This is a genomic window from Mycobacterium aquaticum (genome assembly GCF_002086485.1).
GTDB lineage: Bacteria > Actinomycetota > Actinomycetes > Mycobacteriales > Mycobacteriaceae > Mycobacterium > Mycobacterium aquaticum.
Map to the genome: position 1 here is coordinate 11,327 of NZ_MVHF01000021.1, position 22,329 is coordinate 33,655.

Consider the following 22,329-nt stretch of genomic DNA (forward strand, 5'->3'; position numbering starts at 1 on the left):
GCATCAATGACCACCGACCCGAGGACCGTCCCGGGGGTCCTGGACCGGATTGCCGTGCAGTTTTCCGACCATGAGGCCCTGGTCACGCCCGATAAGAGGCTGACGTACTCGGAGCTGCGCGACGAGGTACGCCAGGCCGCGGCTGCGATGATCGACCTCGGTGTCCAGGCCGGAGACCGCGTTGCCATCTGGTCGCCGAACACCTGGCACTGGGTGGTCGCGTGCCTGGCCACCCATTACGCCGGCGCCGTCATGGTGCCGCTGAACACGCGCTACACCGCCAGTGAGGCCACCGACATCCTGGCGCGCACCGATGCGCCGCTACTGATCGCCGCGGGCCGGTTCCTCGGGTCTGATCGGGCCTCGGAACTGGACCGCGATACCCTGCCGGCGCTGCGCCACATCGTGCGGGTGCCCATCGAGACCGACGACGGAACCTGGGATGAGTTCGTGACCAGAGGCACGGACCTCGACGCTGTCGACGCTCGCGCCGCCGCGGTACAACCCGACGACGTCTCCGACATCCTGTTCACCTCCGGGACGACGGGACGCAGCAAGGGCGTGCTGTGCGCACACCGGCAGTCTCTGGACGGATCTGCAGCATGGGCTGCGTGCGGTGAGGTCACCAGCGCCGACCGCTACCTGTGCATCAACCCGTTCTTCCACAACTTCGGCTACAAAGCCGGCATCCTGGCCTGCCTGCAGACCGGCGCGACGCTCGTTCCGCTGTTGACGTTCAATCCCGAGCAGGCCATGAAAACAGTTGCCGAGCAGCGCATCACAGTGCTTCCCGGCCCGCCGACCATCTATCAGACCCTTCTGGACCACCCGAAGCGCGACGACTACGACCTGAGCTCGCTGCGATTTGCCGTCACCGGTGCCGCCACTGTTCCGGTCGTACTCATCGAACGCATGCAGAACGAGCTGGACATCGACATCGTGCTCACCGCATACGGGCTCACCGAGGGCGCCGGGTTCGGCACCATGTGCCGCCCGACCGACGATGCCGTCACGGTCGCCACCACTTGCGGCCGGCCCATCGCCGATTTCGAACTGCGCATCGACGAGCCCACCGGCGAGGTGCTGCTGCGCGGCCCCAACGTCATGCTCGGCTATCTCGACGATCCCGAGGCCACCGCGGCGGCCATCGACGCCGACGGCTGGCTGCACACCGGCGATATCGGAAAGCTCGACGCCGCAGGAAATCTGACCATCACCGACCGGCTCAAGGACATGTACATCAGCGGCGGGTTCAACGTGTACCCGGCCGAGGTCGAACAGGTGCTCGCCCGGCTCGACGGCGTGGCCGAGTCCGCGGTGATCGGTGTTCCCGACGAACGCCTCGGCGAGGTCGGCAAGGCGTATGTGGTGCGCAAGCCGAGCGCTTCGCTCGACGAGGCCACGGTGATCGCCTACGCGCGTGAGCATCTGGCGAACTTCAAGGTGCCGCGGTCAGTGGAGTTTCTCGACGTGTTGCCGCGAAATCCGGGCGGCAAGGTGATCAAACCCGTGCTACGCAGCAGAGGGACCCGAGAAGGGGTGCAATGGACCTGAATTTCGACGACGAGACCGAGGCCTTTCGGGCCGAGGTGCGCGAGTTCCTCGCGGCCAACCGCGATTCGTTCCCGACGAAGTCCTACGACACGCTCGAAGGTTTCGAACAGCACCGCCGCTGGGACAAGGTGCTCTTCGACGCCGGGTTGTCGGTGATCGCCTGGCCCAAGAAGTACGGCGGTCGCGACGCCACGCTGCTGCAGTGGGTGGTGTTCGAAGAGGAGTACTTCCGGGCCGGTGCGCCGGGGCGGGCCAGCGCCAACGGCACCTCGATGCTGGCGCCGACGCTGTTCGCGCACGGTACCGAGGAGCAGTTGGACCGCGTCCTGCCGAAAATGGCCAGTGGCGAGGAAATCTGGGCTCAAGCGTGGTCCGAGCCCGAGTCGGGCAGCGACCTCGCCTCGCTGCGCTCGACGGCGACGCGCACCGACGGCGGCTGGAAACTCAACGGACAGAAGATCTGGAGCTCGCGGGCGCCGTTCGGTGAGCGCGGGTTCGGATTGTTCCGCTCCGATCCGGAAGCCCAGCGGCACAAGGGCCTGACGTACTTCATGTTCGACCTCAAGGCACCCGGCATCACCGTGCGGCCCATCGCCCAGCTCGGCGGTGACACCGGTTTCGGCGAGATCTTCCTCGACGACGTGTTCGTGCCGGATCACGACGTCATCGGTGGCGTGAACGACGGCTGGCGCGCGGCGATGAGCACGTCGAGCAACGAGCGCGGCATGTCACTGCGCAGCCCGGCCCGTTTCCTGGCTCCGGCGGAACGGCTTGTCCAGCAGTGGAAATCCCACCCTGACCCGGCGTTCACCGACCGCGTGGCCGATGCATGGATCAAGGCCCAGGCCTACCGGCTACACACGTTCGGGACCGTGACTCGGCTCGCCAATGGTGGCGAGTTGGGCGCCGAGTCGTCCGTGACCAAGGTGTTCTGGTCGGATCTCGACGTCGCATTGCACCAAACCGCGCTGGACTTGCAGGGGGCGGACGCCGAGCTCGTTGACTCCTGGACAGAAGGCCTGCTGTTCGCATTGGGTGGTCCGATCTACGCCGGTACCAACGAGATTCAACGCAACATCATTGCCGAGCGCCTTCTTGGCCTGCCCCGGGAGCCGAAGTGAATTTCGAGATTGACGAACAGCAGCGGGACTTCGCGGCCAGCATCGATGCGGCGCTGAGCGCCGCCGATGTCCCGGCTGCGGTACGAGCCTGGGCTGCCGGTGACACCGCACCCGGCCGCAAAGTGTGGACACAGCTCGCCGACCTCGGCGTGACGGCGCTGCTGGTACCCGAGAAGTTCGACGGTATCGACGCGCATCCGGTGGATCTCATCGTCGCGCTGGAGCGCTTGGGCTACTGGGCGGTGCCGGGCCCGATCACCGAATCCCTCGCCGTCGCACCGGTATTGCTGGCGAGCGACGAGCGCTCGGGCGCGCTGGCCTCCGGCGAACTCGTCGCCACTGTCGCGATGCCGCCGCAGGTGCCGCGCGCCGTCAACGCCGACGTCGCCGGACTCGTCCTGGTGGCTGCCGACGGCCACGTGGCAGACGCCACCGCAGGCACGGCGCATGATTCCGTCGATCCGGTGCGGAAACTGTTCGATGTCGACGTAACCGGTGCTCCCCAGAAGGCCGACACCGCGCGGGCCTACGAGTTCGGTGTGCTGGCCACCGCCGCACAACTGGTCGGCGCCGGGCAGGCCATGCTGGACCATTCGGTGGCATACGCCAAGCAGCGCACCCAATTCGGCCGGGTGATCGGCTCCTACCAGGCCATCAAGCACAAGCTGGCCGATGTGCACATCGCTGTCGAACTGGCGCGTCCACTGGTCTACGGGGCGGCACTGTCACTCGCAGACGGATCTGCCGACACAGCACGCGATGTCAGTGCCGCCAAGGTGGCCGCCGCCGACGCGGCTCTGCTGGCCGCGCGCTCGTCACTGCAAACCCACGGTGCCATCGGCTTCACGCAGGAGCACGATCTGTCCCTGCTGTTGCTACGGGTGCAGGCCTTGCGCTCGGCCTGGGGCGATCCCACGCTGCACCGTCGTCGGCTCCTGGAGGCCTTGTGAGTGAAGAGCGCGAGCTGCTGCGCGAAACCGTTGCAGCCCTGGTCGACAAGCACGCCTCGCCGGAAGCTGTACGCGCGGCGATGCAATCAGAACGCGGCTACGACGAAAAGCTGTGGAGCCTGCTGTGCGAGCAGGTCGGCGCCGCGGCTCTGGTGGTGCCAGAGGAACTCGGTGGTGCCGGCGGCGAACTTGGCGATGCTGCAGTAGTTCTCGAAGAGCTGGGCAAGGCCCTCGTGCCCACACCCCTGCTGGGTACAACACTCGCGGAGCTTGCCCTGCTCGCCGGAGGTGACCACGAGCCGCTTGAGGCACTGGCCGAGGGTTCATCCATCGGCACCGTGGTGTTCGATCCCGAGTACGTCATCAACGGCGACGTCGCCGACGTCGTCATCGCCGCCGACGGTGAGAACCTCACCCGCTGGACCACTTTCACCGCAGCGGCCAAGACCACCATGGATCTGACCCGACGCCTGGCGGCTGTCACGCCCGGTGAGACGTCGGTGCTCGGCGCCGATCCGGGCATCGCCGCCACCGCAGCTCTGCTGATGGCGGCCGAGCAGGTCGGTGCGGCGGCGCGCTGCCTCGACCTCACTGTCGCCTACACGAAGGACCGGGTGCAGTTCGGCAGGCCCATCGGCAGCTTTCAAGCGCTCAAGCATCGGATGGCCGATCTGTACGTCAAGGTGTCCTCGACACGTGCCGTGGTCAACCATGCCATCGCCGCTCCGACACCGACCTCGGCGGCACTCGCCCGATTCATGGCCAGCGAGACGCTGTCCGCGGTGACCGCCGAAGCCATCCAACTGCACGGTGGCATCGCGATCACCTGGGAGAGCGACATCCAGCTGTATTTCAAACGCGCGCACGGCAGTGCACAGCTGCTCGGGCCACCGCGCGAGCAGCTGCGCCGGCTCGAAGCCGAAGTGTTCTAGCGGCTGATCAAACCCGAATCCGCGAGCCACTTCTTGGCGATGTCGGAGAGGTTGGTGCCCTTGGCGGCTTCGGCATTCATGTCGATGAGGTCGTTGGTGGTCAGCTTCGCAGACACGTCATTGAGGGCCTTGGTGAGCGCCTCGGTCTGTTTGGCCGATTTGACCAGCGGGATGACGTTCTCGGCGGCGAACAGGTTCTTGTCATCCTCAAGGGCGACAAGGTTGTTGGCCTTGAGTCCGGGATCGGTGCTGAACAGGTCGCCGGCCTGAATCTGGCCGTTGGTCAGCGCCGTCATCGTCAAGGTGCCGCCGGCGTCGAGGCTGACGAAGTCCTTGAAGTTGAGCCCGTACACGTCGTGCAGGCCGACGACGCCCTGCACCCGGGTCTTCCACTCCGGCGGCCCGCCGAGCACCATCTCGCCTGCGACCGGCGCGAGGTCGGAGATCTTGTGCAGCTTGTACTTGTCGGCGGTGGCCTGCGTGACGGCGACGACGTCCTTGTCCTGGGCGGGTGACGGGGCAAGCAACGTGATGCCGGCGGGCATCCTGCTGACCAGGCCGGTGACGACTGCTTCGGTGGTCGATGCGGTCGATTCCGGGTTGAGATAGCTGAGCAGGGCGCCGGAGTACTCGGGGACCAGGTCTATGGAGCCGTCCTTCAACGCCGCCATGTACACCTCGCGGCTGCCGATGTTGAACTGCTCCTTGACCGGTATTCCTTTGGCCTGCAAGGCCTGCGAATAGATGCTGGCGATCAGCTGGCTCTCGGTGAAGTCGGCGGACCCGATGATGACCTGCGATCCTGCCGAGCCGCCGGCATTGTCGGAGGCCAGCGGGTCACTGTTGAGGCCGCAGGCCGACAGTGTCAACGTCGCGGCTGCGGCGGTGGCCAAGGCGGACAGGAATTTTCGTCTGATCATTTCAGACCTCCATCGGTACGGCGGTGTCAAGAGGGGAGGTTTTGGCGGCGACCCGGCGCAGACCGGGAGATACCACCACTCGGCCCAACCAGGCGAAGCCGAGTTCCAAGGCGATGGCGACGAGGGCGACAAGGATTGCACCGCCGGCCATTTCGCTGTAGTTCGCTTGCGCTCGGCCGTCCAGGATGAACCGGCCCAAGCCCTGCAGGCCCAGATAGGCGGCGATGGTCGCGGTCGAGACGATCTGCAGTGTCGAGCTGCGGATGCCCGATATCAGCAGCGGTAGCGCACAGGGCAGCTGAACGTGCAGCAAGATCTGTCGTTTGGTGAACCCGATGCCGCGGGCGGCGCCCACCGCGTCGGGATCGGCGTTCTGGATCCCGGCGTACGTGCCGGTGAGGATCGGCGGCACCGCCAACAGGACAAGCACCACGATGGTCGGCAGCACGTAGACCAGCTTGCCTGCGACGACGGGCGCGAAAAGCAGGAACAGCAGCACGAGCAGGCCCAGGCTCGGCAGCGCACGCAGTGCATTGGCGAGCCCGGCGACCAGGGTCTCGCCGCGGCCCGTGTAGCCGATCAGGATTCCGAGCGGCACGCCGATGGCCAAGGCGACCAGCAGCGCGATGGCCGAATACAGCAGGTGATAGCCCACTTGCATGGGGATGCTGCCCGATCCGCTCCAATGCGCCGGATCGGTGAACCAGCCGATGATGTTCATGAGGTGACCGTCCGTTGCCGCCATGGGGTGAGTAGTTTGTTCGCCACGATGATCAGTCCGTCGAGGATCACCGCGAGTACGACGCACATCACCACGCCGGTGACGAGCGGTACGAACAGCCGCAGCTGAAAGCCCTGGGTGAAGAGTGATCCGAGCTGCGGAATGCCCAGGAGCGCAGCCATTGTCACGATGCTGACGTTGGACACCACCGCCACCCGCAGGCCGGCGGCGATCACCGGTACCGCGACCGGCAGTTCCACCAGCAGCAGTCGCTGCCAGCCGCGGTAGCCCATGGCCTCCGCGGCGGCAACGGTGTCGTGCGGCACCGAGCTCAGCCCGTCGGCGACGACGCGCACCAGCAGCGCCAAGGTGTAACAGGTAAGCGCCACAATGATGTTGATCGGATCCAAGATCTTGGTCCCGAGCAACACCGGCAGCAGGATGAACAGGGCCAGCGACGGGATGGTGTAGAGCAGGCCGGCCACACCGACGATGGCCGCGTAGCCCCGCTTCGACCGGTGCGCCCACCACCCCAGCGGCAGCGCCAGCAGCAGACCGAGCAGCGTGGGAATCACGGTCAGCCAGGTGTGGCTGATGGTGAGGCTCAGGACGCGGTCAAGGTTCGACGAGATCCAGTTCACGATCGGGAGTCCTTCGCGCGTCGGATGGCCTCCACGATGTCGTGATCGGTGACGGTGCCGAGCAACTTTCCAGCGTCGTCGGTGACCACGCACCGTCCGCTCGGGCTGGACAGCGCGGAGTTGAGCAGCTCCCGCAGCGGGTCCGAGCGTCGGGCGGTGGTGCCGCACAGGTTCACGTCGCGGTCGGTGACCGTGGCGCCGGACAGGTTCGCGGTGTCTACCCAGCCGACCGGCGCATGGTTGGCATCGACCGCCAGGATCCACTTGCCCTCGACCACCGGAATGTCCGAAACCGGTTGCCCTACCGTCACTGTCGGCTCATCGTTCAGACGCAGCCGGTCGTCGGCGGTGTGGAATCCGAGCGCCTGGTAGCCGCGGGCGGAGCCGACGAAGTCGGCGACGAAGGAGTCGTTCGGGGCGGCCAGCAGTTCGGCGGGAGTCGCGGCCTGCGCCAGGGTTCCGCCCTCGCGCAGCACCACGACTTGATCGCCCAGCTTGAGGGCCTCGTCGATGTCATGGGTGACCATGACGATGGTCTTGGAGATGTCGGCCTGCAATCGCAGGAAGCCGTCCTGCAACTGACTGCGCACGATCGGGTCGACCGCACTGAATGGCTCGTCCATCAACAGGAAAGGCGGATCGGTCGCCAGCGCGCGGGCCACCCCTACTCGCTGTTGCTGACCGCCGGAGAGCTGCCAGGGGTAACGGCGGGCGAACTTGGCGTCGAGTCCGACGCGTTCCAGCAGTTCCATTGCCTTGGAACGGGTTTCCTTCTTGCCGCCGCCGAGCAACCGCGGCAGCGCGGCCACGTTGTCGACGACCGTGCGATGAGGGAACAGGCCCGCGTTCTGGATGACGTAGCCGATTCGGCGTCGCAGCGACACCCGGTCCAGCGACTGGGTATCGACTCCGTCGAGTTCGATTGTGCCCGAGCTGGGTTCGATGAGCCGGTTGATCATCCGCATCGAGGTCGTCTTGCCGCACCCTGACGGGCCGACCAGCGTGGTGATCTTTCCGTTGGGTGCGGTCAACGTCAGGCTGTCCACGGCGACCGTGCCGTCCGGGTACACCTTGGAGACGTTGTCGAATGTGATCATGACTGTCTTTCTTCGGAGTCTGGCTTGGGGGAACGGCTCAGTTGGGCGGACAACTCCGCCGCAGCCGAGACCAGCAGCTCGCCGCACCGGGACGCCTCGGATTCGGTGACCCGGTAACTCGGGATCACGAAACTCAGCGCTGCGACGATGCGTGCTTCGGAGTACACCGGGCACGCGATCGCGGTCACGTCGGGTTCGACACCGCGTTCGACAACGACGTACCCGTCGCTGTTGACGTCACCGCGAAGGGCATGCCCCGCGGCGGAGATGTCCAGTGGAATGGTCCGGCCCACCCAACTGGTGTGGCGCACAGAGTGTGTGCCCTGCATGATGCCGATGTAGATGGCGACGTCGCTGTGCCATTCGACCGACAGATAGACGGACTCACCGGTCTGTGCGACGAGTTTCTCCATGACCGGCTTGGCCAGGTCGGTCAATGACTCGCTGCTGAGCGCAGCGGCGCCCAGTTGGATCATCCGCCCGCCCGGACGGTAGATGCCTGCCTCGTCTTTCGCGACGAAACCCGTGGCCTCCAACGTTCGCAACAGCCGCAGCGCGGTACTCGGCGCCAGATCACAATCCCTGGCGCTGTCAGCAAGATTCACGCTGCCTCGCTCGCAGATCGTGGCAAGCAGGGCGAGGGCCCGTTCCACGGTCCTGGTGGATGCCTCAGCCAACTCGCTATTCCTCTCACTCGCGCCATTTCTAGTGGCTGGAATTCGATTGCCATCTAGCGGAATTTTTAGGTTGGAGCGATGATAGGTCGTGTCACGCGCCAGCGGTAGAGATTGAGGAGAATTACATGGTTGTGCTGAACGGGACGGCCACGATTGCAGACGTCGTGACGCTCGCCGACCGCCGTGAACAGGTGTCGATCTCCGCGGAAGTCCTCGCCGGCGTCGAGCAGGCGTACCACCGAGCAGCCGATCTGAGCACACGCTTTCCCACCTACGGGCGCACCACCGGAGTCGGCGCGAATCGGACCACCCAGGTTCTCGCCGATGACAAGGACTACGGGATGCGCCTGCTCCGCAGTCACGCTGTCGATGCCGGCGACCCGCTCGCCGACAGAACCGTCCGGGCGATGCTCGCCGTTCGATTGATTCAGTTGTGCGCACCCGGGGCCGGGCTCGATCCGAAGATCCTGTCCGCACTGGCGCGGATGCTCAACGACGACGCGCTGCCCGAACTCCTCCAGTACGCGTCGATCGGCACCGGAGACCTCGCCGCACTGGCAGGCACCGCCCTGACGCTGATCGGCGAACGGCCCGCGAAAACGCCCCTGCCGCCGATGCCACCGTGGGGTGCCGACAGCGCCCTGCCGTTCATGAGCAGCAGCGCCCTCACGGTCGGACGCACGTGCCTCGCCCTGGACGAGCTGCAGCGGCTGGAGCGGGCGTCCAGCGTCATCTACATGCTCAGTTTCCTTGCCCTGGACGGTAACCCGTCCACCTTCTCGGTCCCCGCCGCCCGCGCCGCGGCGGCCCCGCACGTCGACACGGTCGCCGCACGGCTGCGGTGGCTCTCGACCGGCGACGGTCGAGACGATCACGAGCCGCGCCGCATCCAGGATCCGTACGGTCTGCGGGTCTACCCGGTCGCGCACGCCAGCGTCGTCGCATCGCTGGATTCGCTTGGGCGGCAACTAGAGCGGACCCTCAATGCCGCCCAGGAGAACCCCCTGTTCGACATCGAGGGCGGCATGGTCGTCCACCATGGCGCGTTCTATCAGGCGTCGTTGTCGCTCGAGCTCGACGGAGCCACTCTGGCGTTGGCGCTCACCGCACCCATCACGCATTCCCGCATCCGGATGCTCAACGATCCGGAAACCAACGGCCGCAACGCGTTCCTCGCCACCAGTGAAGACGGGTCGTCGGGTCTGATGATGGTCGAATACGTCGCCGCGGGTGCGATCGCCGAGATCCGGGCAGCGGCGCAACCCGCATCGGTCGGCACTCTCGTACTGTCCCGCGGCGCCGAGGAGGACGCCACGTTCGCGTCTCAGGGCACGCAGCAACTCGAACGGTCGGTCGCCGCGTACCGGGTGCTGCTGGGCTGCGAGTTGGTCGGCGCGCTACGACTGCTCCGTCAGCGTGGGCTGCACGAACGGTTCACCGGAGTGCTCGGCGAGGCGCTCGACCTCGCATCGGAGCTGCCGTGGAACGACCAGGATCGCGACCTGCGCGGCGACCTGGCAGCGGCCGAAGAGCTGCTGGACCACCTGGGTCGGCTGGTTTCGGATTCCGGTGACTAGCCTGCTTTCAAGCCGGCCAGGGTGAGCCGCAGGCCCGCGATGAGCGCCTCGAGCCCGACCTCGAAGGCAGCGTCGGCCATGACCGTCGCGCTGTCCCGTGAGGCCGCCAGCGCGGCGGCGAAAGCGGGCACACGCTCCTCGTCGCCGACGGGATCAAGGTTGCCGGGCGCAGCGAGTACGTCGAGTGATGAACCGATGATGAAGGATTCGAGCGCAACGATCACCGGCACTATCGACGCTTCGGGCCAGCCACCCCGCAGCATGCACCGCGTGATGGTCTCGTACCCCTGAATCGAGGCTTCCGTCCCGTCGATCGGAACCACCGCGAGTTGAGCGATCAGTTGCGGGCTCGTGGCGAACGCCGTGCGATATGACCGTGCCCACGGCACGATCGCCGCGTCCCACTCGTGGTCGGCGAACGAGCTGGTGTCGATGCGCGCGGCAACCTCGGTACGAACGAGATTGACCAGTGCCCGCCGGTCCCGCACGTGGTTGTACAGGGCCGGCGGGCGCACACCTAGCTTCTCGGCCAACTGGGCCATGGTGAAGTCCTCGCCGTCCGAGAACAACTCGAAGGCCGCGGCCGTGATCTTCTCACGGTCAAGCAGTTTGGTTCGTGGCCTACCAGCCGGGCGCTTCGCCTCTCGCATGCCGGACCTGCGCCTCCAACCCAAGTTTGATCCTTGACAGAGTCTACTGACTCTCCTAAAAATTACTGTCATTAATTTTAGCGCGGTTGTCGCAGACCGCACGCCTCAACTACCCACCTGGGATGGACAGATGCACAAGCGAATTCTCACCACGCTCGCCGGTGTCACCACCGTGGCGCTGTTGGCCGGTTGTTCGAGTGGCCAGCGCCCCCAGGCAGGTGCAGGGCAGATCGATTACACGACGACAAGTCCGGCGGCGACCGGCCACCTCGACAAGGTCACCTGGAATCTGCAATACGAGCCGTCCAGTCTCGACCCGGTGCACTCCGGCAACTACGCCGAAAATCAAGTCATCGCCAACTTGTGCGACACCTTGCTTCGGGTGCCTCCGACCGACGCGTCGAAGATCGACCCGGCGTTGGCCACCAAGGCAAGCAACCCGACGCCGACAGAATGGGTTTACGACCTCAATCCCGCGGCGAAGTTTTGGGACGGTACGGCGGTGACGCCCGAAGACGTGATCTTCAGCCTCATGCGGAACAAGGACACATCGCTCAACTCGTACTACGCGGAGGCCTTCACGCAGGTGAAGTCCATCGACAAGACCGGCGATCACCAGATCACGGTGCACCTGAACACCCCCAACGCAGAATTCAATCGTGCGATGGCCAGTCCCGCGGGCACAGTCGTGAAGCAGGCCTATGTCCAGGCGCAGGGTGACAAGTACGGCAGCCCCACGGGCGGCGCAATGTGTTCGGGACCGTTCAGGTTCGGCAGTTGGACGCCCGGCAAGGACTTGACGATCCAACGCAATCCGAACTACTGGGACAACTCGTTGGCACCCAAGGTCGACAATGTCACGTTTACTTTCATCGGCGACGGGGCCACGCTGGCCAATGCCCTGCTCAGCGGTCAGGTGGACGGCAGCTACCAGTTGCCGTGGGACGGCTTGGGCCGGCTCTCCAGCTCGTCGGTAGGGTCTGTCTACTACGCGCGCAGCCCGATCGTGTTCTCGCTGATCATCTCGGCCGAGTCCGGGCCTCTCAAGGACCCGAAAATCCGTCGCGCATTGGCACTTTCGCTCGATCGGGACGGGATCATCTCCAACGCGTTCGCGGGCGCGGCCCTACCGGTCAAGGCATTGGCAACACCTCAGACCTGGACCTACGCCAAAGACGTCTATTCGAAGGCATACGACGATCTGCCGGCCTTGACGCAGAACCTCGATGAGGCCAAGAAGCTGGTCAGCGAGGCCGGCTCCCCGAAAGACGAGATCGTGCTTGCGTACGCGGGAGGCGCATCGCAGTATGTCGCAACGATCTTCGACTCCATTCAGCAGACCGGCAAGCAGATCGGGCTCAATATCACCCTCAAGCCCATCCCGGTGAAGACGTACAACTCGATCTTCGGGGATGCCAGTCTGCAGAAGGGCGTCGATGCGTTCGAGACCGACTGGTACCCCGACCTGAACGATCCGCTTTCCTGGTACGGAATGTTCGTCAAGGGTGCGAGCAGCCTGACCTTCGGGTACGACAACCCGACCGTGAACTCGTCGCTCACCGAGGCCAGGGCCACCTCCGATGACACCGCCCGCGCGCAACTCGTCACAAAGGGACAGCAGCAGATCATGGCGGATCTGCCGTGGATACCGGTTGCCGAGGAAGCCAACACTCTCTTCATGAACAAGCGGGTGACCGGTGCGCCTGTATCTTTCGTGCAGCTGTCCTACCCGTGGGCAGCCTTGTTGGGCGCGCGCTGAATCCGATGAGATACGTGGGGTTCGTCCTAAAGCGCCTCGCGTTCGCGGCGGTGACAGCAGCGGTGGCGAGTTTCCTGGTGTATGCGGCGATGTACTTTTCGCCGACGAGCTCGCTGTCGCTGCTGCTCGGCGGACGCAACGTCTCACCCGAGCAGATCGCTCGCGTGCGCCAGCAGTACCACCTCGACGAGGGACTGCTGGGACAGTACTGGCACTGGCTGAGCAGCTCCCTGCGTGGCGATTTCGGCACCTCCTTTCTCTACCGCGACAGTGTCAGCAGCTTGTTGGGCAATCACCTGACCACGACGGCATTCCTCGTCGTGTATGCGGGGATCCTCATTCTGACAATCGGGGTCAGCACTGGCGCGCTCGCGGCGCTGCGGTCCGGATGGCTGGACGGAGTACTCAGGTTCTGCTATTCGGCAGGGATCGCGATCCCGGCCTTCGTCGCTGCAACGGTGTTGATCTCGACCTTCGCCGTGCAGTTCCCGATCTTCCCCGCGTACGGCTCTGGCAGTGACTTCGGCTCGCGGCTGTACTCTCTGACACTGCCCGCGATCGCATTGGCGTTGTCGAATGTCGCCTACATCGGGAAGGTCACCAGAGCTTCGATCAATCAGACCAAGTCACTCGATTTCGTCTGGGCTGCCAGCGCCCGGGGCATCCGGCGCCGAACCGTGACGATGCGGCACACGATTCGCAATGGGCTGTTGCCGGTCGTCACCGTCGGCGGGCTGAGTATCGCAGGCCTCATCGCCGGAACGGTTGTCGTGGAGACCGCATTCGGCCTCGATGGGATCGGATCACTTCTGGTGCAGGCGATCTCACAGAACGACTTCGCTCTGGCCCAGGCCATCGTGCTGATCCTGATCGTCGTGTTCATTCTGCTCAGTACGGTCATCGACATCATCTACGGCCTGCTCGATCCTCGGATAACCGAAGGACTGGTCGCATCATGACTGCCGCCGTGACCGCGGGACGTTACAGCTTCTTGCGTAACACTGCCGCACGATTCTCGTCGCCCTGGACCGTCCGCCTGGCATCCGGTTTTCTCCTGCTGGTCGTGCTGATGGCCGTGGCGGCCCCGGTGATCGCACCGCACGACCCCGATGCAGGCTCGTTGGGCGGAGCTTATCTCGGGTCCAGTCTCGACCACCTGCTCGGCACCGACGCCTCCGGCAGAGACATCTTCTCGCGGCTCGTGTTCGGCGCCCGCACAACGATGTTCGGTGCAGCGCTGATCGTCGGGCTCGCAGCGGTCATCGGCGTCGCGCTGGCGCTGACGGGCGCGTGGCAGCGACGCGCGGACGGCATCGTCTCGCGCGTTTTCGACACGATCCTGGTGCTGCCTGCGCTGCTGCTCGCGCTCGCCGCGACCGCGCTGTTCGGAGCTGGGCTCACCGCGGCGGCAATCGCCCTGGCCATCGCGTATGTTCCCTACGTCGGGCGCATCACACGCTCGGCGGCGCTACAGCAAGTTGCGCAACCCTATATCTCCGCGTTACGCCTGCAGGGTTTCCGGTCTTCCCGCGTGATCGGTCTGCATCTGCTGCCGAATCTCGCCGGTCTGATCACGGCGCAGGTCACGGTGCTGTTCGGGTACGCCATCATCGACATGGCCGCCGTGTCCTATCTCGGGCTCGGCGTGCAACCGCCGCAATCAGACTGGGGCACAATGATTTCTGCCGGACAATCGAGCATCGTCCGCGGCTTCCCGCAGGAGTCGCTGTACGCGGGGCTGGCGATCTTCCTCACGGTCTTCGCCTTCAACATCATCGGCGACCATCTCGGAAAGCGCTTCCATGTCTGAATCACTCCTGACCGTCGACGGCCTCACGGTCCACCTGCCGTCGGCGGCACGTCCCGTCATCGCTGACGTGTCGTTCGCGCTCGCCCCCGGTGAGTGTCTGGGCGTGGTCGGCGAGTCCGGCAGCGGCAAGTCCGTCACGGCGAGATCCATCCTCGGCATACCACCCGCCGGCATGTCCGCCAGCGGCACGATCCAATTCGGTTCCCACACTTATGACGTCACCGATGCCGAGACCATGCGGCGCTGGCGATCCAAGCACGTCGGAGTGATCTTCCAGGACCCTGCCTCGGTCATGGATCCGACCCGCACCGTCGGCGACTACCTCACCGAGGTGCTGGTATATGAGCGCCGGATGCGTCGCACCGAAGCGTTGCTGAAGGCCGCGGAGATGCTCACCTCGATGGGCCTGAGCGATCCGCGTGCATTGCTCGACCGGTACCCGCACGAGTTCTCCGGCGGACAACTTCAGCGCATCTGTATCGCTGCCGCGCTGTTGCCCGACCCGGACCTGCTGATCGCCGATGAGCCGACCACCGCGCTCGACAACACCACCCAGGCACTGGTGATCGACCTCCTGGACCGGGCACGTCGAGAGCGGCAGGTGTCGACGGTGTTCATCACCCATAACCTCGAACTGGCACTTGCCTTTTGCGACCGCATCGCCGTAGCCTACGCGGGCCGCATCGTCGAGATCGGCGATACCCGCACCGTGGCGCGCGGCGGTCACCATCCATACACCGACGCGTTGCTACGGTGCCAGCCCGATGTTTCACGGCGTCACGAAACCCTACCGGTGATCGCAGGACAGCCACCCACCCTCGCCCAGCCGCTCACCGGATGCGTATTCCGCGAGCGCTGCCCACGCGCCACCGACGCATGTGTCGAGTTGCCCGCGTGGACAGCCGAAGATGAACGACTCGGGTACGCCTGCGTCCATCCGATGACCCCGGGGACGACGCCGAGCGGAGTTCACGATGCGGCATAGCGTATCGCTGGAGGTCCGGGAGTTGACCAAGACGTTCCGTGCCCGCCGCGGCGCGGCATCGGTACAGGCATTGCGCGGCGTGTCGCTCGACGTCCACACCGGCGACGCCGTAGCACTCGTCGGTGAATCCGGCTCGGGCAAATCGACTCTTGCCCGCATCGTGATGGGACTCGAAACTGCCACGAGTGGTTCCGTGCTGCTCGACGGCCAGCCGGTCCGTAAAGGCCGCAGCCACGTTGCGCGACGCGCCCGCCGGATACAGATGGTGTTCCAGAATCCATATTCATCGCTGGATCCCATGCAGACGGTCGGATCTGCGCTGCACGAGGTCATCCGTTTCCACCTCGGCCTGCCCGAGAAAGAACGTAAGGACCGAATCGCCGACCTGTTGACCTCAGTGGGGCTGCAAACCAATATGTCCGAACGCAAACCAGGTTCACTGTCGGGCGGCCAGCGGCAGCGGGTCGCGATCGCGCGCGCACTCGCCGCCGACCCCGATTTGCTCGTGCTCGACGAGGCCGTGTCCGCGCTGGACGTATCAGTGCAGGCACAGATCCTCAACCTGCTCAACACGATTCGCGCCGAGCGTGGACTGGCATTTCTGTTCATCACTCACGATTTGGGCGTCGTCCGGCAGGTGTGCGATCACGTGCATGTGATGAGCCGCGGCGAAGTCGTCGAGAGTGGTTCAGTCGACGACGTTCTGACGTGCCCGACACATCCGTATACCCAAGTACTGCTCGCCTCGGTACCGCGCCCCGGATGGCGACCTGAAGCGGTCGCTGCGCTCAACCGATGACCAGCAACCGACCTGTCACGCTGTCGCAGCTGCGTGACGTCATAGCGGATGTCGTCGCGGGAGACGCAGGCCGTGCAGTGCCGGGTATCGCCGTGGGTATCAGCCTGCGCGGGGACAGCACGTTCCTCGGATACGGGGTGACGAGCCTGGAGGATCCCCTACCGGTCACCGAGCACACGGTCTTTCAGATCGGTTCCATTTCAAAGACTTTCGTGGCACTGCTCATCGCTCGGCTGGTCGACGCCAGGCGATTGACACTCGACCGGCCCGTCACCGATGTCCTCGATGCGGTCACCGTCGACCCGAGAATCACCGTCAGACATCTGCTCACTCATTCTTCGGGCGTGTCCGGGGACCCGATGATCGCGAACGCTCCGCGGTTGCTCGCCGGCAATGCCGACGATACTCTCGCCGTCGCGCTGTGCGAGCTCAGCGAGCGTCCCCTCGACTTCGCCCCGGGTACGACGTGGTCGTACAGCAACGCGGGAATCATGCTGGCAGCAGCCATAATCGAACGGCTCGAAGGCCGCGCCTACCCGGATCTGCTGGCCGAGCGAATCCTGCACCCCTTGGGCATGTACCACTCGTTCACAACCGCGGATGAAGCCATCACCCACCGCGTGGCCGCCCCGCACGCCGACGCTCGGGTGTTACGCGATGCGGGGTGGCAACGACACTGGCAGCTGCCCGGCTGGGATGTGCCCGGTGGTGGAATCGTAAGTACCGCAAGCGACATGGTCACCTACGGTGACTACCTGCTGTCCGGTAAGGAACCCGCAATCCTGCTGAGTCCCCAGTTCAACCGGGGCAACCCAGGACAGCACTTTGCGCTCGCGTGGTATCTGGATGACATTGGCGGACAACGTATCGCATGGCATGACGGCCTCACCACCGGCTACTGCGCGCGCATGACGATGCTCCTCGACGAGCGGTTGTGCATGGTGGTGCTGACCAACTCTGCCGATGGGGAACGCCTGCACCGAGCACTGGACCGTGCTGTCGTACAGGCGGTGACCGGTGTTGACCCCTGGCCACAACCAACGCGTCTGCCAATCGACCCAGCCGATTTCGAAGGTGATTACGACGGGGGAATCTACGGCACCATCCGGGTGACCAGGGCCGCCGACGACGAACTTCAGATCGAGGCGCACATGCGTCCCATCGAGAACGGCCAGTACCGGCTCGCCCCGCTCACGGCTCAACGGGTGGTGAGGATCTCGGACAACGCACTGATGGTCGTGGCTCCGGAGGCCGAAGCTGGTGGCGTCATCGAATATCGGCGCGGACCCACGGGCCGCGTCACGCATCTGCGCATTGCCGACCGGCTGGCCACGAAGGGATGACAACTGATGTCGAAAACTGAGCGGACGCTGTTCGTCGACGCCGAACTGCCTCTCACCGGCGCCACGGACCGCTGGGGCATTCTGGTCGAGGACCACCACATTTCCGCGGTCGTACCGATGGCCGACGTGCCGTCGACTCTCGGCGTACACGTCATCGATGTCGCTGGTGCCGCCGTCCTGCCTGGGATGACCGACGCGCACGTGCATGCCGTCGAATCCGGGGTCGAGCTGATGCGATGCGATCTGTCCGACACAGTCAGCCGTGATGACGCTCTGGCGACCATCGCCCGGTACGTCACCGACAACCCGGACGCGGACTGGATCGTGGGTCGTGGCTGGTCGCTGAGCCACTTCCGGCACACGGGCACGATGCTCGAGAGCCTCGACAGCATCACAGGAGCGCGGCCGGCGTACCTCTCCAACCGCGACGGTCACAGCGCCTGGGTCAATTCGGCGGCGCTGCGACTCGCCGGCATCACAGCCGACATGGCCGACCCGCCCGGCGGCCGCATCGAACGGCTCCCCGACGGTTCACCGGCCGGGCTGCTGCATGAATCCGCCATGCAATTGGTCTCCGACCTTCTGCCGCAACTGGATGACCGGGCCCGGATGGCAGGGCTTCTCGCCGCGCAGAGTCGGCTGCTGTCCCTCGGGGTGACCGGATGGCAGGAGGCGATCGTCGGCGACTTCGTGCCGACCACCGATGTGCTCAGTGTGTATCGCCGTGCGGCCGACACCGGTGAACTGCTGACCCGGGTGACCGGGAACCTCTGGGTGCCACGTACCGAATTCTCCGGCTGCGTCGAGACTTTCGTCGGACTGCGGGCCGAGGTTCCCGCGACATCGCGGTTTCAGCTCACTGGTGCCAAGATCATGTACGACGGCGTGTGCGAGACATTCACCGCCGCAGTCAGCGTGCCGTATCGCACCGGCACCGAGTATCCGACCGGTCTGACGTTCTTCGACAAGTCCGAACTGCAGCCCATCGTCATCGCGCTCGACCGCGCGGGGTTCGACCTGCACTTCCACGCCATCGGTGATCGCGCCGTCGCCGATACCGTCGAAATGCTCGAGGCGACCGACGGCACCGGGCGCCGCCACCAGATCGCACACCTTCAGTTGACGAATCCCGGCCTCATACAGCGGATGGCCGCCAAAGGCATCATCGCCAACATTCAGCCTTTCTGGGCTCAGAACGACGACCAGATGACCGACATGGCGCTCCCGTACCTGCCGGCGGAACTCTTTGAGCACCAGTACGAATTCGCGACCATGGCACATTGCGGCGTGCAGTTGGCCAACGGGAGCGATTGGCCGGTTTCGAGCCCGAACCCGTTCGACCAGATCCACGTCGCGGTGAATCGCAGCTATCCCGGCTCGGGTGACACGTTCTTTCCCGCGGAACGGTTGACAAGGCGGGACGCCCTGGTCGCCGGCACAGCCGGCAGCGCCTACGCATCACGTCAGGAGTCCGTACGCGGGTCTCTCTCGCCTGGGCTCGAAGCCGACCTCGTCGTGCTGGAACGGCCGCTCAGCAACGTCGCTGACGACGATCTGCACACAGTGCGGGTCGCACAGACCTACGTCAACGGTCAACTCGCCTTCGAGAGGTGACTAGCCTGGCTGAGATGGACGTCTCGTTGCGCGCAGGTATCCCACCGTTCCACGTCATGGATGTGTGGCTGGCCGCCGCTGAACGTCAGCGCACCCACGGTGACCTGGTGAATCTGTCGGCGGGCCAGCCCAGCGCCGGGCCGCCGACCGCGGTGCGCGAGGCCGCCGTCGCGGCGATCCACGGCAACCAACTCGGCTACACCGTCGCACTGGGCATCCCGGAGCTGCGCGCGCAGATCGCGGCGTCGTACCGCAAGTACGACATCGAGGTCGGCGTCGACGACGTCGTGCTCACCACCGGATCGTCCGGCGGATTCCTGCTGACCTTCCTGGCCTGTTTCGACGTCGGCGACCGGGTGGCGATCGCCAGCCCCGGCTACCCGTGTTATCGCAACATCCTCACGGCGTTGGGCTGCGAGGTCGTGGAGATCCCATGCGGCCCGCAGACCCGGTTCCAACCCACGCTCAGCATGCTCGAAGAGCTGGATCCGCCGGTGGCCGGCGTGATCGTGGCCAGCCCGGCGAACCCGACCGGGACCGTCATCGCGCCCGACGAGCTCGCCGCGATCGCCTCGTGGTGTGAGGCGTCGGGCGTGCGCCTCGTCAGCGACGAGGTGTACCACGGCCTGGTCTACGAGGGTGCGCCCGCGACCAGCTGCGCGTGGGAGACCTCGCGGGATGCCGTGGTGGTCAACAGTTTTTCGAAATACTTCGCGATGACGGGCTGGCGGCTCGGCTGGCTGCTGGTGCCGGAGGAACTGCGCCGCGCGGTGGACTGCCTCACCGGCAACTTCACGATATGCCCGCCCGCGCTCGCGCAGCATGCCGCGGTGGCCGCGTTCACCCCGGAATCGTTGGCCGAGGCCGACGGGTTGCTGGCCCACTACGCGGACAATCGCAGGCTGCTGCTCGACGGGTTGAGCGATATCGGGATCGACCGGCTCGCTCCGACCGACGGCGCGTTCTACGTGTACGCCGATGTCAGCGACCAGACCGACGACTCACTGTCCTTCTGCTCGAAGTTGTTGGCCGACACCGGTGTTGCCATAGCGCCCGGGATCGACTTCGACACGGTCCGGGGCGGTTCATACGTCCGGCTGTCGTTCGCGGGGCCGACGAGCGACATCGAGGAGGCGCTGCGCCGGATCGGACCGTGGCTGCACGGCTGAGCCTGCGCCGAAACTACGCTTTTTGACGGGAAATCAGCGATTTCGCGGCAAAACCCGTAGTCTCGGCGGGTCTATCGCTTGATACCCGCATACCAATCCAGCAGATCCGGGTTGTCCACGGCGCTGCGCTCGACCACCTTGGCCGGGTCGGCGCCCTGGAAGAGCTTCTTGATCGGCACCTCGAGCTTCTTGCCGGTCCGGGTGTGTGGAACCCCCGGCGCGACGATGATCTCGTCGGGAACGTGGCGCGGGGACACCTCGGTGCGGATGGTCTGCTTGATGCGCTCACGTAGGTCGTCGGTGAGCTCGACACCGTCAGCCAGCACGATGAACAAGGGCATCCAGTAGCCGCCGTCGGGCTGCTCGGCCCCGATCACGAGGGACTCGACGATCTCCGGCAGCCGCTCCACCGACTGGTAGATGTCGGCGCTGCCCATGCGGATGCCGTGCCGGTTCAGGGTCGAGTCGGAGCGGCCGTGCACGACGACGCTGCCGTGGTCGGTGATGGTGATCCAGTCGCCGTGCCGCCACACCCCGGGAAACATCTCGAAATAGGCGTCCCGATAACGTGTTCCGTCGGCGTCGTTCCAGAAGTAGATCGGCATCGATGGCATCGGTTTGGTGATCACCAATTCGCCCACCTCGCCGCGCACGGGATTGCCTGCCTCGTCCCAGGCATCGAGTGCCACTCCGAGGAACGGCGCGGAGAGCTCACCCGGCCACACCGGCACGGTCGGGACGCCGCCGATGAACGCCGAAACCACATCGGTGCCGCCGCTGATCGAGTTCACCTGCACCCGCTCGCCGACGTTGTCCCGCAACCACAGTGCCGAGGACGGCGGCAAGGATGATCCCGTGATCCCGACGCTGCGCAGCGCGGACAGGTCATGCTGCTTACGCGGTACCGCACCGGCTTTCGCGCAGGCCAGCACGTAGCCGGGGCTGGTGCCGAGCACGGTGGCACCGACCGTGGCCGCGATGCTCCACAGCGCGTCGGCGTGCGGGTAGGTGGGGCTGCCGTCGTAGCAGACGATGGTGGCGCCGACCAGCAGCCCGGCCACCTGGAAGTTCCACATCATCCAGCTGGGGCTGGTGTACCAGAAGAACGTATCGTCGCGACCGATATCGCTCTGCAGGGCAACGGCTTTGAGGTGTTCGACGAGTACCCCGCCATGACCGTGCACGATACCCTTGGGCAGTCCGGTGGTCCCGGACGAGTACAGGATCCACAGCGGGTGGTCGAAATCGACTGCGGTGGTGGTCAGTTCAGCATCGCCGGGTGCGCTCGCCGACTCCCAATCGACCCAGTCGCTGCGCGCGGAACCCAGGCGCGACACCAGCACAGCCGCCTTGAGCGTCGGCAACCCGGCACGCAGCGTGGCGATGTCCTCGCTCTTGTCGTGGTCCTTCCCGGCGAACCGGTAGCCGTCCGCAGTCACCAGCACCGTCGGCTCCAGTTGACCGAGCCGGTCCAGCGCGGCCTTCGCGGAGTAGTCCTGCCCACAGGCGCTCCAGATCGCCCCGATGCTCGCGGTGGCGAGGAACGCGATGACGGCCTCGGCGATGTTCGGCAGGTAGCCGACCACCCGGTCCCCCGGCTGCACCCCCAGTGAGCGCAGGGTTTCCGCGAAAGTCGCAGTGCGCGCCAGTAACTCGGACCAGGCCACCTCGGTGACGGCGCCACCCTCGGCAACCGTCAGGATCGCCGGACGGTCGGTGCGGGCGTTGCGCAGAATCCGGTCGACGTAGTTGAGCCGGGCCCCGGGAAACCAGCGCGCCCCCGGCATCGACTCGTCTGCGAGGACCTCGGCGGGCCGCTCACCGAGTTCGAAATAGTCCCAGAGGGCAGCCCAGAACTCGGCGGGATCGTCGACCGACCACTGCCACAGGTCGTGGTAGTCGGCCAGTTCACGGCGGGCCCGCGCCGCCACGAACCGGGCGAAGTCCGTGACCTGCGCGTTGTCGATGTCGGCCTGCGTCGGCTCCCACTGAGCAGACGGCATCATTTCG

Annotated in this window: 20 protein-coding genes; 13 read left to right on the top strand and 7 right to left on the bottom strand. The window is 65.5% G+C overall.

Features of this window, described 5'->3' with window-relative positions; all coding sequences use genetic code 11:
- Nucleotides 1-6 precede the first annotated feature (6 nt).
- The 4 genes from fadD3 to ipdE2 are packed head-to-tail and all read left to right on the top strand — an operon-like array spanning nucleotide 7 to nucleotide 4,557.
- Complete coding sequence (gene fadD3 / locus BST13_RS19970) at nucleotides 7-1,554, top strand: 3-((3aS,4S,7aS)-7a-methyl-1,5-dioxo-octahydro-1H-inden-4-yl)propanoate--CoA ligase FadD3 (RefSeq protein ID WP_083165762.1); 1,548 nt, start codon at nucleotides 7-9, stop codon at nucleotides 1,552-1,554.
- Nucleotides 1,545-2,675, top strand: coding sequence for an acyl-CoA dehydrogenase family protein (locus BST13_RS19975; protein WP_083165763.1), 1,131 nt, complete (start codon nucleotides 1,545-1,547; stop codon nucleotides 2,673-2,675). The genes fadD3 and BST13_RS19975 overlap by 10 nt, the downstream gene beginning before the upstream one ends.
- The gene (locus BST13_RS19980; protein WP_083165764.1) at nucleotides 2,672-3,625 is read left to right on the top strand and encodes an acyl-CoA dehydrogenase family protein; all 954 of its coding nucleotides are present in this window, start codon (nucleotides 2,672-2,674) and stop codon (nucleotides 3,623-3,625) included. Before BST13_RS19975 ends, BST13_RS19980 begins: the two co-directional genes overlap by 4 nt.
- Nucleotides 3,622-4,557, top strand: a complete 936-nt coding sequence (gene ipdE2, locus BST13_RS19985; RefSeq protein WP_083165765.1) for an acyl-CoA dehydrogenase IpdE2 — start codon at nucleotides 3,622-3,624, stop codon at nucleotides 4,555-4,557. Before BST13_RS19980 ends, ipdE2 begins: the two co-directional genes overlap by 4 nt.
- On the opposite strand, the gene BST13_RS19990 is transcribed toward ipdE2, so the two are convergent.
- From BST13_RS19990 to BST13_RS20010, 5 genes are read right to left on the bottom strand one after another with little or no spacing between them, the layout of a single operon-like run.
- Nucleotides 4,554-5,477 (bottom strand): ABC transporter substrate-binding protein, encoded by a 924-nt coding sequence (locus tag BST13_RS19990; protein WP_083165766.1) that lies wholly within the window; start codon nucleotides 5,475-5,477, stop codon nucleotides 4,554-4,556. The two genes, ipdE2 and BST13_RS19990, sit on opposite strands and share 4 nt — an antisense overlap.
- A gap of 1 nt (nucleotide 5,478) precedes the next feature.
- Nucleotides 5,479-6,198: an ABC transporter permease gene (locus BST13_RS19995; protein ID WP_245839750.1), complete on the bottom strand. Its 720-nt coding sequence runs from the start codon at nucleotides 6,196-6,198 to the stop codon at nucleotides 5,479-5,481.
- A complete protein-coding gene (locus BST13_RS20000; RefSeq protein WP_083165767.1) occupies nucleotides 6,195-6,839 on the bottom strand; it encodes an ABC transporter permease in 645 nt (214 codons plus the stop codon). The genes BST13_RS19995 and BST13_RS20000 overlap by 4 nt, the downstream gene beginning before the upstream one ends.
- Nucleotides 6,836-7,936, bottom strand: coding sequence for an ATP-binding cassette domain-containing protein (locus BST13_RS20005; protein WP_083165768.1), 1,101 nt, complete (start codon nucleotides 7,934-7,936; stop codon nucleotides 6,836-6,838). Before BST13_RS20005 ends, BST13_RS20000 begins: the two co-directional genes overlap by 4 nt.
- Nucleotides 7,933-8,613 carry an IclR family transcriptional regulator gene (locus BST13_RS20010; RefSeq protein ID WP_083165769.1) on the bottom strand — a complete coding sequence of 227 codons (681 nt, stop codon included), beginning with the start codon at nucleotides 8,611-8,613 and terminating at the stop codon, nucleotides 7,933-7,935. The genes BST13_RS20005 and BST13_RS20010 overlap by 4 nt, the downstream gene beginning before the upstream one ends.
- Before the next feature lie 125 nt (nucleotides 8,614-8,738).
- Between BST13_RS20010 and BST13_RS20015 the strand changes: the two genes are divergently transcribed.
- Nucleotides 8,739-10,190, top strand: coding sequence for an aromatic amino acid lyase (locus tag BST13_RS20015; RefSeq protein WP_083165770.1), 1,452 nt, complete (start codon nucleotides 8,739-8,741; stop codon nucleotides 10,188-10,190).
- On the opposite strand, the gene BST13_RS20020 is transcribed toward BST13_RS20015, so the two are convergent.
- Nucleotides 10,187-10,840 (bottom strand): TetR/AcrR family transcriptional regulator C-terminal domain-containing protein, encoded by a 654-nt coding sequence (locus tag BST13_RS20020; protein ID WP_029369435.1) that lies wholly within the window; start codon nucleotides 10,838-10,840, stop codon nucleotides 10,187-10,189. The genes BST13_RS20015 and BST13_RS20020 overlap by 4 nt on opposite strands.
- A gap of 130 nt (nucleotides 10,841-10,970) precedes the next feature.
- Between BST13_RS20020 and BST13_RS20025 the strand changes: the two genes are divergently transcribed.
- Genes BST13_RS20025 through BST13_RS20060 form a run of 8 tightly spaced genes read left to right on the top strand, consistent with a single transcriptional unit; the run spans nucleotide 10,971 to nucleotide 20,319 of the window.
- Nucleotides 10,971-12,599 (top strand): ABC transporter substrate-binding protein, encoded by a 1,629-nt coding sequence (locus tag BST13_RS20025; RefSeq protein WP_083165771.1) that lies wholly within the window; start codon nucleotides 10,971-10,973, stop codon nucleotides 12,597-12,599.
- A 14-nt stretch (nucleotides 12,600-12,613) separates the two neighbouring features.
- Entirely contained in the window at nucleotides 12,614-13,558 is a 945-nt protein-coding gene (locus BST13_RS20030; protein ID WP_211296129.1) for an ABC transporter permease, read from the top strand.
- Nucleotides 13,555-14,409, top strand: a complete 855-nt coding sequence (locus BST13_RS20035) for an ABC transporter permease (protein WP_083165773.1) — start codon at nucleotides 13,555-13,557, stop codon at nucleotides 14,407-14,409. The genes BST13_RS20030 and BST13_RS20035 overlap by 4 nt, the downstream gene beginning before the upstream one ends.
- Nucleotides 14,402-15,394 (top strand): ABC transporter ATP-binding protein, encoded by a 993-nt coding sequence (locus BST13_RS20040; RefSeq protein ID WP_083165774.1) that lies wholly within the window; start codon nucleotides 14,402-14,404, stop codon nucleotides 15,392-15,394. Before BST13_RS20035 ends, BST13_RS20040 begins: the two co-directional genes overlap by 8 nt.
- Nucleotides 15,384-16,193: an ABC transporter ATP-binding protein gene (locus BST13_RS20045; RefSeq protein ID WP_083165775.1), complete on the top strand. Its 810-nt coding sequence runs from the start codon at nucleotides 15,384-15,386 to the stop codon at nucleotides 16,191-16,193. The genes BST13_RS20040 and BST13_RS20045 overlap by 11 nt, the downstream gene beginning before the upstream one ends.
- Nucleotides 16,190-17,536, top strand: coding sequence for a serine hydrolase domain-containing protein (locus BST13_RS20050; protein ID WP_083165776.1), 1,347 nt, complete (start codon nucleotides 16,190-16,192; stop codon nucleotides 17,534-17,536). Before BST13_RS20045 ends, BST13_RS20050 begins: the two co-directional genes overlap by 4 nt.
- A 6-nt stretch (nucleotides 17,537-17,542) precedes the next feature.
- A complete protein-coding gene (locus BST13_RS20055) occupies nucleotides 17,543-19,150 on the top strand; it encodes an amidohydrolase (RefSeq protein ID WP_083165777.1) in 1,608 nt (535 codons plus the stop codon).
- Between the two features lie 14 nt (nucleotides 19,151-19,164).
- Nucleotides 19,165-20,319 (top strand): pyridoxal phosphate-dependent aminotransferase, encoded by a 1,155-nt coding sequence (locus BST13_RS20060; protein WP_083165778.1) that lies wholly within the window; start codon nucleotides 19,165-19,167, stop codon nucleotides 20,317-20,319.
- Between the two features lie 71 nt (nucleotides 20,320-20,390).
- Here the strand turns inward: BST13_RS20060 and BST13_RS20065 are convergent, their stop codons facing one another.
- Nucleotides 20,391-22,322 carry an acetoacetate--CoA ligase gene (locus BST13_RS20065; protein ID WP_083165859.1) on the bottom strand — a complete coding sequence of 644 codons (1,932 nt, stop codon included), beginning with the start codon at nucleotides 22,320-22,322 and terminating at the stop codon, nucleotides 20,391-20,393.
- Between the last annotated feature and the right edge of the window lie 7 nt (nucleotides 22,323-22,329).

Bases quoted from the DNA above. Each gene is read 5' to 3' on its own strand.
- BST13_RS20040 (WP_083165774.1), top strand. From the start codon at position 14,402: ATGTCTGAATCACTCCTGACCGTCGACGGCCTCACGGTCCACCTGCCG.
- BST13_RS20025 (WP_083165771.1), top strand. From the start codon at position 10,971: ATGCACAAGCGAATTCTCACCACGCTCGCCGGTGTCACCACCGTGGCG.
- BST13_RS20015 (WP_083165770.1), top strand. From the start codon at position 8,739: ATGGTTGTGCTGAACGGGACGGCCACGATTGCAGACGTCGTGACGCTC.
- BST13_RS19990 (WP_083165766.1), bottom strand. From the start codon at position 5,477: ATGATCAGACGAAAATTCCTGTCCGCCTTGGCCACCGCCGCAGCCGCG.
- BST13_RS20020 (WP_029369435.1), bottom strand. From the start codon at position 10,840: ATGCGAGAGGCGAAGCGCCCGGCTGGTAGGCCACGAACCAAACTGCTT.
- fadD3 (WP_083165762.1), top strand. From the start codon at position 7: ATGACCACCGACCCGAGGACCGTCCCGGGGGTCCTGGACCGGATTGCC.
- BST13_RS20035 (WP_083165773.1), top strand. From the start codon at position 13,555: ATGACTGCCGCCGTGACCGCGGGACGTTACAGCTTCTTGCGTAACACT.
- BST13_RS20005 (WP_083165768.1), bottom strand. From the start codon at position 7,936: ATGATCACATTCGACAACGTCTCCAAGGTGTACCCGGACGGCACGGTC.
- BST13_RS20055 (WP_083165777.1), top strand. From the start codon at position 17,543: ATGTCGAAAACTGAGCGGACGCTGTTCGTCGACGCCGAACTGCCTCTC.
- BST13_RS20050 (WP_083165776.1), top strand. From the start codon at position 16,190: ATGACCAGCAACCGACCTGTCACGCTGTCGCAGCTGCGTGACGTCATA.
- BST13_RS19995 (WP_245839750.1), bottom strand. From the start codon at position 6,198: ATGAACATCATCGGCTGGTTCACCGATCCGGCGCATTGGAGCGGATCG.
- BST13_RS19975 (WP_083165763.1), top strand. From the start codon at position 1,545: ATGGACCTGAATTTCGACGACGAGACCGAGGCCTTTCGGGCCGAGGTG.
- BST13_RS20065 (WP_083165859.1), bottom strand. From the start codon at position 22,322: ATGCCGTCTGCTCAGTGGGAGCCGACGCAGGCCGACATCGACAACGCG.
- BST13_RS20060 (WP_083165778.1), top strand. From the start codon at position 19,165: ATGGACGTCTCGTTGCGCGCAGGTATCCCACCGTTCCACGTCATGGAT.
- BST13_RS20045 (WP_083165775.1), top strand. From the start codon at position 15,384: ATGCGGCATAGCGTATCGCTGGAGGTCCGGGAGTTGACCAAGACGTTC.